This is a genomic window from Streptomyces sp. NPDC013157, assembly GCF_042899865.1.
Taxonomy (GTDB): domain Bacteria; phylum Actinomycetota; class Actinomycetes; order Streptomycetales; family Streptomycetaceae; genus Streptomyces.
In genome coordinates this window covers 298504-313106 of sequence record NZ_JBIBAK010000001.1, presented here as the reverse complement: position 1 = coordinate 313106, position 14603 = coordinate 298504, and the positions used below count along the sequence as shown (strand labels likewise).

The window sequence follows — 14603 nt, the reverse complement described above, 5'->3', positions numbered from 1 at the left end:
CTCACTCCTTGTCGAGTCCCGCCCCTCTCGGAGCCGGTACACATCTCAATGTCTTGACCTTTCACTGAACCCTACCGTACGGTTCAACTGGACTGAACGGTGCAGTACAGTTGAGCCCCGAAGGAGCCCCATGAGCAAGCCCCCCTCTCCGACCCCTTCCGCCACCGGACCGGCCGCCGCGGCGGCCGAACGGCGCCCCTCTCGGTACCTCAGCGACCGCGGCCGACAGATCCGGGACGAGACACGCGCGCTCATCCCCCTGCTGCGGGAGGAAGCACGGGAAGGAGAAGGACTCGGCGCGCTGCCTCCCGAGACACTGAGGGCGATCCACGAGGCGGGCGTCTTCAAGACCTCGCTGCCCGTCGAGCTGGGTGGCTACGCTCTCGGAGCGAGAGACGTCGTGGAGATCATCACGGCGCTCGGCGAAGGCGACGGATCCGCCGCCTGGACGGTCTTCGTGGCCGGCGGCATCCGCAATGTCCTCGGCTTCCCCCAGCAGACCGTCGACGAGGTCTTCAAGGAGATCGACACCTGGATCGGCCCCCTGGTCGTCGGTGCCTCCGTGTTCTCCACCAGCGTCGGATCGGCCCGCCGGGCCGACGGCGGGTGGCTGGTCTCCGGGAAGTGGGCGTTCGGCAGCGGCTGCAAGCACGCGGCCTGGGCGGCCGTGGGCGTGACCTGCGAGGACGCGCAGGGCCGACCGGGCCGGGGGATGGCACTGCTGAGCCGTGAGCAGTACACGATCCTGGACGACTGGAAGGTCATGGGCCTGCAGGCCACCTCCAGCAACAGCATCACCGCCGAGGAAGAGGCGTTCGTCCCCGACCACCGCTTCGTCGACCTGGCCGACTTCCCCGCGGTCATGGACAGCGTGCGGGACCGCTACGAGGGCATCGGGTTCCGCAACGACACCCGTGCGCTCATGCTGATCACCTGTCTCAGCAACGTGGCCGTCGCCCTCGGCATGGCCCGTGGCACCCTCGACTGCTTCGTCGAGCAGGCGAAGGCCCGCAAGCCGTTCAACCTGCCCTACCCCACCGTGGCCGACATGCCGTCGGCCCAGGTGGCCGCCGGGACCGCCCGCGCGATGATCAACGCCGCGGAGGCGATCATCTTCGGCCACGCCGACGAGGTGGACCGCCGCGCCCTGGCCGGCATCGAGTTCACGGGTGCCGAGGAGTCCGAGCTCACGATGGACCTCGTCTACGCGGTACGGCTGTGCGCGGACGCCATCGACAAGCTCCAACTCTCCCTCGGCTCCTCCACGGTGAGCCTCAAGAACCCGATCCAGCGTTTCGCGCGGGACGTGCGCGTGCTGGCCACCCACGGAGCGATCCGCTTCGACCCGCTGGCCGAGCTCAGCGGGCGCCAGCTCCTCGGATTCGAACCGTTTCCCATGTTCTCCGGCGGCGTGCCCCAGGTGGGCTGAGCCGACCGCCTCCCAGGCCGACCGCCTTGCAGGAAGAATGAAGGTGAGGACCATGTCGATCGATCAGCACGGGCCCCAGGGGCTCATCAGTCCCGGCTCCGGCCTCGGGCCGCAGCCCACACCGGTGGCCCTGATGGACGCGCAGGCGCTGCGGGAGGCGTTCGGGCGCTTCCCGAGCGGGGTGATCGCGGTGTGCGGGATGGTGGACGACCGCCCCGTCGGAATGGCGGTGAGCTCCTTCACCTCCGTGTCGCTGGCCCCGCCCCTGGTCTCGGTGTGCATGCAGACCTCGTCCCGCACCTGGCCGAAGCTCAGGGAGCTGCCGCGGCTGGGCCTGAGTGTCCTGGGCGAGCAGCAGGGCGAGGTGTGCCGCGCGCTCGCGGGCGCGGAGGACAAGCGGTTCGCGCAGGTGCACTGGGAGACGACCGGAGAAGGAGCGGTGGTCCTTCCCGGAGCGGTCACCTGGTACACCTGCACGCTGCGCGCCGAACTCCCGGCGGGCGACCACACCATCGCCCTGCTGGAGATAGACCGTCTGTGGACGCTGCCGTCGGCAGAGCCCCTGGTCTTCCACGGAAGCCGCTTCCGGCGGCTCGATGACGGCGCCAGGTCTGCGGTCCCCGCTTGAGCGGGGCCGTCATCAATTCGCCTTTCACGCAGATGAGTTGGTTGTTCCTGCTGAATCTCAACGAGGAGAGCCGATGTTCGATCAGGTCGCCCCGGATTTCGGGGTTGTGGAGTCGCCGTGGCTGACCGATGCCGGACGCGAGCTGCGCGACCGGATCCGCGAACTCAGGCCGCTGATCCGGGAGCAGGCACAGGAGGGGGAGCGGATCGGGGCGCTGACCCCTGATGTGCTGAAGGCGCTCGACGCGGCCGGCATCTACCGGATGACGATGCCGGTCGAGTGGGGTGGCACCGCCCTGGGCGCGCGGGACCTGGTCGAGGTGGTCGCGGCCCTGGGGGAGGGGGACGGATCGGCGGCCTGGAGTGCCTTCGTCGGTGTCGGGTTGCGCAACTTCCTCGGGCTCCAGCCGGAGCTGATCGAGGAGATCCGCAAGGACGTCGAGGGCTGGGTGGGCCCCGCTCTCGTGGGTGCCTCCGTGTTCGCGACCACGGTCGGGGACGCCCGCAAGGTGGACGGCGGCTGGATGGTCAGCGGCCGATGGGCGTTCGGCAGTGGCTGCAAGCACGCCCGCTGGGCGATGGTCGGGATCGCCTTCGACCCGGCGGAGGCCGGCGGTACCGGCCGCGGTGTGGTGGTGCTGGAGCGGGAGCAGTTCGAGATCCTCGACGACTGGCATGTGATGGGCCTCTCCGGAACGTCCAGCAACAGCCTGCGGGTCACCGAGGAGATCTTCGTCCCCGACTACCGCTTCCTCGACCTCGCCGAGTTCCCGCCGCGGCTCGACCGGATCCGGCACCGCTACAGCGGCGCCGCCTTCAAGCAGAGCGGCCGGGCGCTGTTGATGACCGTGGCGCTCAGCAGCACCGCGATCACCTTGGGCATGGCCCGAGGCGCGCTCGCCTGTTTCGCCGAACAGGCCGCCAGGCGCAAGCCGTTCACCCTGCCCTACCCGAGCGTCGCCGACATGGCCTCGGCCCAGGTGGCCACGGGACGCGCGCAGGCGATGATCGTGCTCGCCGGGTCGACGATCGAACGCTTCGCGGACCAGGTGGACGCGCGCACCGAGGCCGGTCTCGAGTTCACCGACGAGGAGGAGTCGGAGATCAGCCTCGCGCTCGCCTACGCGGCGAACCTCTGCGAGGAGGCCATCAACCTGCTCCAGAAGACGCTCGGTTCCTCGACCATCGCCCTGTCCAACCCGATCCAGCGCTTCGTCCGCGACGCACGTGTGGTCACCTCGCACGGCGCGATCCGCGTCGACCCGCTCGCCGAACAGAACGGCCGTCGCCTCCTCGGGCTCGAGCCCTTCCCCATGGTCGGTGCCGCGGTGCCCCAGCGCGGTGTCAACGCCCCCGGCCCGCCGCTGGGTTGAGGGCGGCGCCACTGGGCGACCGGGCGCTTCGGCTTCCCGACCCGTACCGCTTCATGTCCACCACATGCACTGAACTGTGCAGTACATATCAATGGAAACCATGGTGCTCCGATGACTGCAACGCCTCCGCCGCCGCCTCCCTCTCCCGATGCCCCGCTCCCGCCGTTGCCACCGGTGGCCGCCTCACCCGTTGTCTCCCCGTGGCTCAGCGACGAGGGCCGTCGGATCCGCGACCGGGTGCGTGAGTTGATCCCGCTGATCCGCTCCCAGGCCCGTGAGGGAGAGAAGATCGGGGCGCTCACTCCCGAGGTGCTCGAAGCGATCGACGACGCCGGCGTCTTCCGTATGTCCATGCCCGTCGAGTGGGGCGGGTACGGGCTCGGCGCACGGGACCTGGTCGAGGTGATCAGCGCCCTCAGCGAGGGTGACGGCTCCGCGGGGTGGGCCGGGTTCGTCGGCGTGGGCGTGAAGAACGTGCTCGCGATGGACAAGCAGGTCGTCGACGAGGTGCGCGCCGAGACCGAGGACTGGGCCGGCCCGGCCGTCGTGGGTGCCTCCGTGTTCGCGACCAAGGTCGGCCAGGCCCGGCCCGTCGAGGGCGGCTGGATGGTGAAGGGCCAGTGGGCGTTCGGCAGTTGCTGCAAGCACGCCTGTTGGGCCCTGGTCGGCGTCGAGTTCGACCCCGAGGCCGGCGGCAGCGGACGGGGCATGGCCGCACTGCGCCGCGAGCAGTACGAGATCCTCGACGACTGGAAGGTCATGGGTCTGTCGGGATCGTCCAGCAACAGCCTTCGGGTACAGGACGAGGTGTTCGTCCCGGCGCACCGCTTCATCGACCTCGGTGAGTTCCCGCCGCGGCTCCAGCAGCTGCACGAGCGCTACACGGGCTTCGGCTACGGGCAGCGCGGTCTGGCACTGCTGCTCTGTGCGACGCTCGCGAACCTCGCGATCACCCTGGGCATGGCGCGGGGCGCGCTCGACTGCTTCACCGAGCAGGCGAACAAGCGCAAGCCCTTCACCCTGCCCTACCCCACGATCGGCGACATGGCGTCCGCCCAGGTCGCGGCGGGCAAGGCACTCGCCATGATCAATGTCGCCGCCGCGACCATCGAGGGTGCGGCCGACCAGATCGACGCACGGACCGCGGAGGGCCTCGACTTCACCCCGCCGGAGGAGTCCGAGATCAGCCTCTCCATCGCCTATGCGGCGAACCTCTGCGAGGACGCGATCAACCTCCTCCAGAAGACGATCGGCTCGTCCACGGTGAGCCTGTCGAACCCGATCCAGCGGTTCGTCCGCGACGCCCGCGTCCTCACCTCGCACGGCGCGATCCGCATCGACCCGCTGGCCGAACAGAACGGGCGCCGGCTCCTGGGCCTGCCCCCCTTCGCCATGATCGGCGGCGCCGTCCCCGAGCGCCGCGCCTCAACAGATCCCTCCCGAGACAAGGAGCCCATCCGCGCATGAGTGACTTCAGCATCGTCGACGGCATCGCACAGATCACCGACCCGGAGCTGTACGAGACCTGGCTCGACCGCGAGGACTACAAGGCCGCCGTCGCCCAGGGCGACACGCCCGAGCGGACCGCCGTCAAGCGCCTGCTGGTCGACTTCGAGGCGGATCTCGCGCGCATGGTCCGCGACGACACCGTGCAGGAGAACGTCGTCGACGTGATGAAGCGTTACATCGTCGAGGACTACGTCCAGCACGACCCGAACGCGCCCGGCAACGGCCGGGACAACATCATCGAGCACTTCCGCCGTGTTCCGACCGGCAACGGCACCCCGCCGCCGGTGGTCAACGTGACCGTGGAGGGCGACCTGGCCTGCGTCATGATGAAGGCCCCGACGCCGGACCCGACGAACCCCGGCGAGACCTACGACTGGTACATCCTGACGGTCTTCCGGGTGCGCGACGGCAGGCTCGCCGAGCACTGGAGCGCCTTCCGCAAGATGGACGCGCCCCTGCCGGGGAACTGAGCGGCGCGCCCGGGCCGGCCGGCCCCGATGGCCGCGCCCCATGCCCGTGCCCGACAACGCCGGGCCGAGGCGCTCCCTCCCCCGCATCGCAATCCGCCGCCGCGCGTGCGCAGCGGCGGATTGCGGCCGACGATGCCCAAGGTTGAAGAAAGAGAACTGAGATGACAATGACGTCGCCCAAAGTGAGCAGGTTTCCCGAATCGCCCTATCTGAGCGAGGAGGGCCGGCGGATGCGCGACGCGGTGCGCGCGGCGGCGCCCGGCCTTGCCGAACGTGCCCGCGAGGGGGAGTTGCAGGGCACACTCGCACCCGAGACGGTCTCGGTACTGCACGAGATCGGGGTGTTCCGCATCACCGTCCCGGTGGAGCTGGGCGGATTCGCCTCCGGCGCTCGCGACACCATGGAGGTCGTACGTGAGCTCGGAACCGTCGACGCGTCGGCCGGCTGGACGGTGATCGTGTCCAGCGCGACCCGAAGCGCGCTCACCTTCGACGAGCGTGTGAGGGACGAGATCTTCGCCGACATCAAGACCTGGCAGGGGCCGCTCCTGTTCGGCGCCACCGTCTTCGCGCCGAAGGTCGGCCACGGCCGCAAGGTGGACGGCGGCTACATGGTGAAGGGCAAGTGGTCCTTCGGCAGCGGCTGCAAGATCGCGAAGTGGGCCTCGGTCGGGTTCGAGTACGACGATCCCGACACCGGGGAGCGGCGCCGTGCGATGGGGCTCCTCACTCAGGACCAGTACACGATCGTGGACGACTGGCACGTCATGGGCCTGAGCGCCACGTCGAGCAACAGTGTGCGGGCCGACGAGGAGGTGTTCGTCCCCGAGGACCGGGTCGTCCATACCATGGACATGCCCGCGCGCATGAACGCCCTGCGCGGCAAGTACCAGGGCATCGGCTTCATGCACTCCGCGATCGGAACCATGGTCGCCACCACGACGGCGTTCGCGGCGCTCGCCCTGGGCATGGCACAGGGCGCCCTCAAGGCCTTCGTCGAACAGGCCGTCAAGCGGCCGCCGTTCAACCTGCCGTATCCGACCATGGCCGACATGGCCTCGACCCAGGTCGTGGCGGGCAAGGCGAGGGCCGTCATCAACACGGCCGCTTCGGTCATCGAACGGCAGGCCGACGAGATCGACCGGCGAGCGCTGGCGGGCGAGGACTTTCACCCGTGGGAGGAACCGGAGATCACGATGGACCTCGTCCATCAGATCCATGCCTGTCTCCAGGCGATCGACGGTCTCCAACTGGCGCTCGGTTCCTCGACCGTGGGCCTGTCCAACCCGATCCAGCGGTTCGTCCGGGACGTGCATGTGCTCGCGACCCACGGCGCCTTCCGGATCGACCCGATGGCCGAGATCAACGGCCGCGACATCTTCGGCCTGGAGCCGATGCCGATGATGGCCGCGCTCAGCTCGCCCCCTCCCGGGAAGACGCCCCCGCCGGCGGCCGGCGGCAAGCTCCCGGACCCGGTGCCGCACCCCGCCTGACCCGATTCCACTCGCGGGCTGCGGCGACACCGGTGATCCCGAGCAAGTACTCGGCTCTCCGCTCGCAGTGACACCTTTCCGCTCGTCGTGACGGCGGAGCAGCGGCACCTGGTGAGCCGAGCAACGGTGCCCTCGACAGTCCGGCCACGGCGCTCAGACGCCCGGAATCTGTCAGACCCCTGCCAGCGCCCTCCCGATCTCGCAGTCGATCGTGCACCGGGACCGGTCCGGCTCCACGGACCCGGGCACGGCGCCACCCGTCCGGTGCCGGTGCCGGTCGAGCCCAACGGGCCGACACGACAAAGCAGCAGTTGTCACCGGCGACACCCCGGGAGATGCCGAAGAACACGGTGACCGCCGGCACCTCCCGATCGCCGTGGCGACGTCGGCCGCCGCTCTGCGGCCGCTCCGGCGCCGCGGGCACCACCGGCGGAACCAATTCCACAGCTGGTCAGGAGCAAAGCGTTTCCCAGCGTCACCACCCCAGCCCATGACCGATTGAGCCGCCCTCTGAATAGCTCGCCGCGCCAATGGGGCCGCGGTGCATCCGTAACGGAGGCTTTCCCATGACCACTTCCGTGCCGAGGGGCGACACCGCCCCGTCTTCGTCCGAAGCCGGCGGGAAGTCCTACCTCGCCGACCTCTGGAGGGCACCAGCGAGCGCCAAGGCGGCGCTGATCGGCTGTCTCCTCCTCATGCTGGTCAGTCCCTCCGGCCTCTCCGCAATGACGACGTTCATCGTGCCGGCGTTCGCCAAGGACACGGGCGTCGCCAAATCAACCGGCATTCTCGTGTTCGTCTCCATCCCGCTGCTGATCGGACCGATCGTCCTGCCCTTCGCGGGCCGTTGGGTGGATCGACTGGGCGCACGCAGGGTCGCGGTCCCCTCCGCTGTCCTCTACGCGGTGCTGACGGCCCTCGTCCCGCTGTGCGGGTTCAGCGTGCCGCTGCTGGCGGTCGTGCTGATCCTGGCGTCCGTGTTCGGCTTCATGTCAGGTCTGGCTGTCGTCTTCAAAGTCGTCTCGACCTGGCTGCCGCAGCACAAGGGCATCGGATTCGCCCTCATCGGCGTCGCCTCCAGCCTGGCCGCCGCTGTGTTCTCACCCGTGTTCCAGTGGCTGATCAGCGGCAGCGCCGGTCTCGGCTGGAAGGGAACCTACCTAGTCGTGGCTGCGGCGATCTCAGTCGTGGCGATCCCGACCACCGTGTTCCTCATCTCCGAGCCGACGGTGCTGGTGGAGCCGACTGAGCCGATGGGCCCGATGGAACTGACAGAGCCGATGGAACCGACGAAGCGGCGTGTGACGGGGCCCGGAGCAGGGCTGCCACGGCTTCCGGGTGTCCCGCTGCGCAAGGCGGTCCGGACACGGGTCTGGATCTCCATCACGGCTTCCCTCGCCTTGGCGGCAGCCGGCCCGATGACCGTGCGGCAGAACGCGGTCGACTTCTTCGACGAGCGCGGATTCACCGAGACGACGGTCTCGCTCTCCCTGTCCGCGCTGTTCGTCGCGTCGGTCGCCGGACTTCTCATCGGTGGGATGATCCTGGACAGGACCGACCGGCCCCGGGTGGTGGTCCCGATGCTCGCAGCGGTGCCGGTGGGGCTCCTGATTGCCTTCGCGAATCACGGCTCGACGCCGCTGCTGTTCGTCGCGATGATCCTCCTGGGCTTCGCCACCGGCGCCGAGTCGTCGCTGGGACCCTTCCTCATCGCGCGGTACTTCGGCCTCGCCTCGTTCGCGCAGCTGCAGGGATTGACGCTGGCCATCTCCACCCTGTCGCTCGGTATGTCGCCGTTCCTGGTCAGCGCGATGCAGACGGCGACCGGGAGCTACACGGTGCCGGTGCTCGCGCTCACCGCGCTGACGGTGGTCGCCGTCGTCCTGGCGGCGGTGCTACCGCAGTTCCCGGCACAGTGGAAGATCGAAAACGCTCCCGAGCAGACCACCGGGTCGGCGTGACGGCGGCGAGCAGGATGCCGGGACGATCCTGTCGGCGCCCTTTGGGACCTGTCGCCGTGAGGGGGCTGGTCCGGGCGCTGTGACCCTGCCGAAGGACGGAAACGGGCGGCCAGGAACAGCACTTCACATGGGATGACACGCGAACCCGTGCCGCGCCCCGTGCAACCCGAGATCCCCGGCAGGCGAACGCCGCCCTGCACCGCATGGGGTTCACCCGGCTGCGCCACGACCCGCGCACCCAGGTGTACTACGAATGCCGCACCCAGGAGGGCAAGACCAGACGTGAGAGCATCCGATGCCTCAAGCGATATGCCGCCCGGCGAGGTCTTCAACCCGGTCAGGACGGTGTCTGCCACCCCCCCCCCGTTATAGGGGCGTCCAGCACGGCGAAACCCCGCCGGTCTCTGGTGGGGCTTCGCCGTGTGGCCGGTCGGGAGGGATTGTTGCCCGTGCTGACGGCCCCGTTGTACTCGGGCTCACCGCTTTCGAGGATCGCGGTGACCCTTCGAGCTGCCACGCGGCCGCACCAGCGGAAACAATTTCCAGCAGCGCCGCCGCGATCTGCAGGCAAGTCGATGGAAATTCCCGTCTTCAATCAGATACTGATCTGGGGAGCCGCCACGGCCCTGATCTCTCAGGTCTGCCGGTGGGGCGCCGTCGTCAACGCAGACACCAACAGCCAGCACTGGAGCTTGCCACCACCTGGCCAGGGGGTGAGCCTGGCGCAGCCGCCTCTTGTGGTGACAACGCCACCGGCATCTGGAAGCGTCGCACTTGGCGCCGTGCTCACTTCCTGTCCGCCTCGCCGTCAGCCGTCGGGGGAGCTCCGGACGCGGCCGCGGAGCGGGAGCCGACGAGCAGCAGGCACAGCACAGCGACCCCTGCGACGACGCCCGCCAGGACGAGCAGCGGGTCGAGTGGCCGGGCGGATGCGGCGCTGTCGGCGGCTGCCGGGACCTGCGTCTGGAGGGCGGGCGCCGTGCTCTGAGCACGGGAGGGCGCGCTGCTGGACGGGGTCGGTACGGGTGCCGCCGACGCGGTGTTGTGCGGGTGCGTGGACGCGGTGCCCCGGGCAGGGGTGCGCCGGTCAGCCGTCTGGGTGGGGCCCGAGGGGTTGCTGTGCTGGTGGGCGGGTGCCGCGGTGGTCGACTTCCGGGTGGCGGCGGCTTGGACCATCAGCTGGGCGGTCATGCCGGGGTGCACGGTGCAGACGTAGCCGTACGTTCCCGCAGTGGTGAAGGTATAGCTCCAGGTGCCGCCCTTGTTGAGCATCGGGGAGTGGACCGACGCAGGGCCGGACGTGGTCTTCACGTCGTGTGGCGCTTGGTCCTGGTTGACCCAGGTGACGGTGTCCCCGGCGGTGATGGTCAGGGAGCGTGGGACGAACGCGTAGCCGGACATGACGACTTGGTGGCCGGCGGCGCTCGCCTGCGGAGCGCCGAGAAAGGTGACGGCGCCCGTGGAGAGGAGAGCGGCGAGCAGGATCCGCGGGATGCGCGTGGTCAGGCGGGACATGTGAACTCCGCGGCGACGAGTAGACGCAGTCGGTCTGCGGGGCGGATGCGGGACAGGACGAGGCCGGTGGCCCGACGCAGATGGCCGTACGGGACCTGGACGGTGCCGAGGACGAGGAGGCTGTCGTCGGTGCGGTCGACGACGCGCAGTGTGAGGGTGGCCGGGATGGAGGAGGCGGTCGGGTCGCCGGTGGCGAGTGCGCCGGGTATGCGCAGCCGGGCGTCGTCGGCCTCGGGCTTGGGCTCGACGGCGGTGCTGACGAAGGTGAGCTCGTCGCCGCCGAGCGCGACGCCGGTCAGTTTCAGGCTGAGGACGGTGTCGGACGCTGACGGCGCGACGGTCAGCGCGGCCTCGTCCGCGGTGAGGCGGCGGCGCATGGTGACCAACGGGCCGAGGCGGGTGGTGAGTTCGATGATGCAGCGGTCGCCCGCCGTGTAGGTGCCGGGGCGGGGCAACCGGGCGGGAACCGGATCGGTCGGCGGGTGGGGCGCTGTGGGCAGGGTCTGAGTGCTCATTCGGGCACCTCGACATGACGAGGGGACGAGGGACAATGGCCTGCGGTGGCGGGCCGGCCGACTGTGACTCGGCCGGCCCGCCACGTTCTTCCGAGGGTCAGCAGGAGTTGGTCAGGTAGTTCGTGGTGGGTGCGAGCAGGTGCTCGGCCCAGACGGTGTGCGTCTTCACGTACTGGTCGGGGTCGAGGATGTCCGTGACCTGCTGGCCGAGGGACTCCTCCAGATGCGCGGAGGTGACGTGCTGGAGGATGACCGTGAGCGTGCTGTCGGCCACGGAGCCGGTGCCGTTCACGGCCGGGGTGAGGATCGATTCGAGCCAGGCCGTGTGCATCTTGATGTAGCTGTCGAGCTGGAGCGCGTCCTGGACCTGCTGGCCCGGGGACTCCTCCAGGTGGGCCTTGTCGATGTGCTGGAGGATGGGCAGCAGGACCTGCTGGATGCTGACGCACTGCTCGCTGCCGCCGTCACCGCTGCCGCCGCCCATACCGCCGGAGCCGCTGCTCCCCCCGGTCGAACCGCCGCTGGAGCCGCCGGACGAACCGCCTGTGCTGCCCCCGGTGGAACCGCCCGTCGACCCCCCGGTGGAACCGCCCGTAGACCCCCCGGTGGAGCCGCCCGTCGAACCGCCCGTGGAGCCTCCCGTCGAACCACCGGTCGAACCGCCCGTGGAACCTCCGGTACCACCTCCGGTGCTGCCGCCACCGCCCCCGCTGTCGGCGACCACGGTGATGGAGGCCGTCATGTCCGGGTGGACCGCGCAGTAGTACTTGTAGGTGCCGGCCTTGGTGAAGGTGTACGACCAGCTGTCGCCCTTGTTCAGCGTGCCGGAGTCGAACTTGGCCGGACCGCTGGTGGTGGTGACCGTGTGCGGAGCGGTGTCCTCGTTGACCCACTTCACGGTCTGGCCGACCTTGACGGTCAGGGCCGGCTGGGCGAACTTGTAGTTGGTGATCTTGATGGTGTAGTCGGCCGCCTTGGCCTGGGCAGCGGCGGGCTGCGCCTGGTCCATGGAGGTCATCGCGTGGGCGTCGGCCGCCGGTGCGGCCGTGGCGGGCGCGGCGGACCCGCTCGACGCCTGAAGCAGAGCGAGACAGGCGACGGCCGCGATGCCGGCGCCTGCGCCGGTGGCGAGCAGCACTCGGTTGCCCATCCGGGAGCGGCGGTGGCGCGGCGGGGGAGTGGTGGTGTCTTCGGTGTGCATGGTGGTGCGTCTCCCTTGCAGGGTGAGAGGGGTGGTGCAGGGATCGCCGGTCAGCGCCCTGGGGCGGACGTGACCAGCACGCTCGTCGCGGCGAGGACGACGAGGACGAGCCCCGTCTCGGCCGCGACCGAGTAGACGAAGGGCCGTACGGTGGCTCGGTCACCGCGCAGCAGCACGGCGATGTCAAGCCGCGTCTTCACCCAGCTGCGGCTGCCCTGGGCGATCAGCAGCACAACGGACAGTACGGCGAGTTTGAGCAGCAGCAGTTGCCCGTAGCCGGTGTGGACCAGGGCGCCGAAGGAGCCGACGATCTGCCAGGTCAGGACCGCTCCGGCGACGGCGATCGCGGCGACGGACACCCCGGCCAGCGTGGAGTAGCCGGACACGGTGGCCGACAGCTCCTCCGGCCGGCGCCGGGGCAGCACGCCGAACAGCAGCAGGGTCAGGCCGCCCAGCCAGAGCGAGACGCCCAGTAGGTGGACCAGGTCGGCCACCGCGCCCCAACCCGGGTGCGTGCCCTCGGCGTTGTGGCCGGTCATGCCGGTGGTCCGCAGAAGTCCGAGGGCGACGGCGAGGGCACCGACGCGCCAGCCCGGCGACCGGGCGGTCCGCTCACCACCCTGGAGCAGCCCGGCCAGCACGATCACGGCCAGCACCCACATCAGCACCCGGCATGCGGCGACGACGCCGACTTCGGTGCCCAACAGGTATGAGTAGGTGGAGGACTTCAGGACGTCTCCGAGCGCGCCCATCACGCCGTACGCACCCTGCAGCCCCGGCGCGAGGAGACTCGCCGCGAGCCCGGCCGTCCAGGACAGCGTGAGGATCCGGCGGGTACGCCGGTCGTGGGCGCCCTGCGGCCAGAGCAGTGCCAGGAATGCCAGCCCGCCGACATAAAGGGCAAGGGCGAGATACCCGGCCCAGCGGGTCACGGTCCAGGCCGTGCGTACCGACTCGGACCCTTGCGGCGCGGCCTGGGTGCCCGCTCCGGCCGCGCCGGACTCCTCGGCCTTCGTCGTGAGTGTGAAGGACAGGGTCCCGGACGTCGGGTGGCCGTCTTCCATGTCGCGCACCTGCCACACCACGGTGAGACGGTCCCTGCCCGTGGTCTTCGGGACGGAGACCTCGACGACATTGCCCTTGGCGTCGCCGCGGGCCGGACGGGACAGTGCCAGCCGCCTGCCGCCCGCGGTGACGTGGACGTCCGCGAGGTCGACCTGCTCACTGAAGGCCAACCGGACTTCGGCTGGGGTGCGCGCGATCCGTGCGCCGTTCTTCGGCGCCGAGGAGACCAGCTCGGTGTGTGCCGACGCGGCCGGCGCGGCGAGGAACAGGGCGGCGACCGCGGCCGGCGCGGCGAGAAGCAGGAAGGGGAGGCGGCGTCTCACGGGAGCACCCCCGTGAGGGCCGAGGGCGAGGCCGCCACGCCGACGCACACCGACGACAGCCCGGCGGCCGAGGAGGTGGACCGCCAAGGAGAGGACGACGGTGACGGGGAGGCCGTGACGCCGGAGGAGCCCCCGTCGAGAAGACCGTCCAGCAGGCCGGTCACCGAAGTGATCACGCCGTTCAAGAGCGGCCGCACCAGGTGTGCTTCACCCTCCTGGCAGCCGTTCGGCGGAGTGGGAGAGGGGGGTGGAGTGGGCGCATCTGATACCGAGCCGGACGGGACGGGAGCCGACTCTTGTCCGCCGCCTCCGGCAGCCGTTCCCTCGCCGCTCCGCCCGCTGGTCGGCGGCGTTTCGGCGACCGGCGGAATTCCGGCGTCACCGCTTCCTGGCCAGGAATCCCCCGCAGAGCCGGATCCCGCCCCACCGACAGAAATACCGGACTCGCCGACCCCTGAATTACTGACCCCGGAATCGTCCGACGCACCGGGCGAGGCGGACGGAGCCCCGGCCACCGGAGGAGCGGCGGTGCTGATGGTCGTCGCCGCCGGGGCGCCGATGCCCGAGGCGTAGCCGAGCACGACGATCACCGCCGCGACGAGCGTTCCGGCGACGATCTCGTCGCGATGGTCTCCTGGCCAGGACGCCCTGGCGAAGAAGGACATGGCCCCTCCTGACGCTGTGTGTGAACGGCGGTAACCAGGAGTTGACCAGAGGCGACGATTCCTGTCGGCTACACGTCAGTTAATCGCCCGTTTCGTTGCCTCACCTTCTTACTGGGGGGGACTGTGAGAACGGACCTCGCCGCCTCAATGTGCGCATTACATTCCGTGAAGAAAGTGAATGGGGCGTGAATTCGAACACGCTAGGCATTTCATTCTTCACTGAACCGCCCCGAATGCATATGCCGTGGAATTCGATTCTCGGCTGCCGATGCGCGAGGGGGCCTGTCGAGTCACCGTCCCGCCGTCGCCGATCGGGAGGCATGGGGGCGCTGCCGCCCAAGGGTGGCGTGCGAGGCGGCCGGGGGCCCACCGCTTGACTGAGCCCCGAAAAAACCAACAAACGTTGGTGAAACCGCTCATGAGGGAAGTGGCGCATGGCGGTCAATGGTGATCCGCG

12 protein-coding genes are annotated in these 14603 nt (G+C 69.8%); 7 read left to right on the top strand and 5 right to left on the bottom strand.

Translation table 11 applies throughout. The features are described 5' to 3' along the window. Positions 1-130: 130 nt before the first annotated feature. From ACFY6U_RS01395 to ACFY6U_RS01365, 7 genes are all read left to right on the top strand, one after another. Positions 131-1429, top strand: coding sequence for an oxidoreductase (locus tag ACFY6U_RS01395; RefSeq protein ID WP_390034496.1), 1299 nt, complete (start codon positions 131-133; stop codon positions 1427-1429). 52 nt (positions 1430-1481) lie between these two features. Beyond that, entirely contained in the window at positions 1482-2057 is a 576-nt protein-coding gene (locus ACFY6U_RS01390; protein ID WP_390034495.1) for a flavin reductase family protein, read from the top strand. A gap of 73 nt (positions 2058-2130) precedes the next feature. Beyond that, positions 2131-3429, top strand: a complete 1299-nt coding sequence (locus ACFY6U_RS01385; protein ID WP_390034494.1) for an acyl-CoA dehydrogenase family protein — start codon at positions 2131-2133, stop codon at positions 3427-3429. Positions 3430-3540: 111 nt separating this feature from the next. Further along, the gene (locus ACFY6U_RS01380; protein WP_390034493.1) at positions 3541-4896 is read left to right on the top strand and encodes an acyl-CoA dehydrogenase family protein; all 1356 of its coding nucleotides are present in this window, start codon (positions 3541-3543) and stop codon (positions 4894-4896) included. Then, on the top strand, positions 4893-5408 hold the full coding sequence (locus ACFY6U_RS01375; protein WP_390034492.1) for a nuclear transport factor 2 family protein: 516 nt from the start codon (positions 4893-4895) through the stop codon (positions 5406-5408). Before ACFY6U_RS01380 ends, ACFY6U_RS01375 begins: the two co-directional genes overlap by 4 nt. 182 nt (positions 5409-5590) lie before the next feature. Further along, positions 5591-6901 (top strand): acyl-CoA dehydrogenase family protein, encoded by a 1311-nt coding sequence (locus tag ACFY6U_RS01370; RefSeq protein WP_390034491.1) that lies wholly within the window; start codon positions 5591-5593, stop codon positions 6899-6901. 566 nt (positions 6902-7467) lie between these two features. Further along, positions 7468-8862, top strand: coding sequence for an MFS transporter (locus ACFY6U_RS01365; RefSeq protein ID WP_390034490.1), 1395 nt, complete (start codon positions 7468-7470; stop codon positions 8860-8862). A gap of 786 nt (positions 8863-9648) precedes the next feature. On the opposite strand, the gene ACFY6U_RS01360 is transcribed toward ACFY6U_RS01365, so the two are convergent. The 5 genes from ACFY6U_RS01360 to ACFY6U_RS01340 all read right to left on the bottom strand — a co-directional run bounded on the left by ACFY6U_RS01360 (position 9649) and on the right by ACFY6U_RS01340 (position 13678). Further along, the gene (locus tag ACFY6U_RS01360; protein ID WP_390034489.1) at positions 9649-10377 is read right to left on the bottom strand and encodes a plastocyanin/azurin family copper-binding protein; all 729 of its coding nucleotides are present in this window, start codon (positions 10375-10377) and stop codon (positions 9649-9651) included. After that, positions 10365-10892: a hypothetical protein gene (locus ACFY6U_RS01355; protein WP_390034488.1), complete on the bottom strand. Its 528-nt coding sequence runs from the start codon at positions 10890-10892 to the stop codon at positions 10365-10367. The genes ACFY6U_RS01360 and ACFY6U_RS01355 overlap by 13 nt, the downstream gene beginning before the upstream one ends. A gap of 97 nt (positions 10893-10989) precedes the next feature. Further along, positions 10990-12093, bottom strand: a complete 1104-nt coding sequence (locus ACFY6U_RS01350; protein WP_390034487.1) for a plastocyanin/azurin family copper-binding protein — start codon at positions 12091-12093, stop codon at positions 10990-10992. Between the two features lie 50 nt (positions 12094-12143). Next, complete coding sequence (locus tag ACFY6U_RS01345) at positions 12144-13481, bottom strand: copper resistance protein CopC (protein WP_390034486.1); 1338 nt, start codon at positions 13479-13481, stop codon at positions 12144-12146. Next, positions 13478-13678 carry a hypothetical protein gene (locus ACFY6U_RS01340; RefSeq protein ID WP_390034485.1) on the bottom strand — a complete coding sequence of 67 codons (201 nt, stop codon included), beginning with the start codon at positions 13676-13678 and terminating at the stop codon, positions 13478-13480. Before ACFY6U_RS01340 ends, ACFY6U_RS01345 begins: the two co-directional genes overlap by 4 nt. Positions 13679-14603: the final 925 nt, after the last annotated feature.